Consider the following 609-nt stretch of genomic DNA (forward strand, 5'->3'; position numbering starts at 1 on the left):
AGCAGTAAGTACAGCCCCAATAAGATAAATAGGTTTGCGGCCAAATATATCGCTTAAATGCCCCATAAAAGGAATAATAAAGAAATGAATCAGATGAGCGCCAAACATGAGCAGTAAGATCTGCGAAGTATCTTTATGGACGACTAACTTTAAATAACTGATCGAAAAAGTAACCACCATATAGTACAAAATGTTTTCTGCAAATCTGGCACCGATACCCGCAATAACAGATTTCTTATGATATTTTAAAACCTCAATAATCCCGAGTTGTTGCTTTTCAAGAAGCTGTTGTTTGGCCTGTGCTTCTTTAAACACTTCGGCATCGTCTACATTTTTTCGAATCCATAATCCAATCAGTACCACGACTGCTGAGAACCAGAATGCACAGCGCCATCCCCAATCTAGGAATTGTTCGGGTGAGAGGTTTTTTGAAAGTAATAATAAAACCAGTGTGGCTACTAAATTTCCAAGCGGTACGCCAGTTTGTGGCCAGCTTGCCCAATAACCTCTGCGATCATCTGGACTGTGCTCTGAAACTAAAATAACTGCGCCGCCCCATTCACCACCAAAAGCAAAACCTTGAATTAAACGCAGTATCACTAGGAGTGT

The 609-nt window shown here is 40.6% G+C and carries 1 pseudogene; it reads right to left on the reverse strand.

Annotated features, from left to right (window positions below):
• A pseudogene (abaF, locus tag C1642_RS19960) lies at positions 1 to 609 on the reverse strand (fosfomycin efflux MFS transporter AbaF); the annotation flags it as partial.

The sequence above is a fragment of the Acinetobacter sp. AKBS16 genome (assembly GCF_002899995.1).
Taxonomy (GTDB): Bacteria; Pseudomonadota; Gammaproteobacteria; order Pseudomonadales; family Moraxellaceae; genus Acinetobacter; species Acinetobacter baumannii.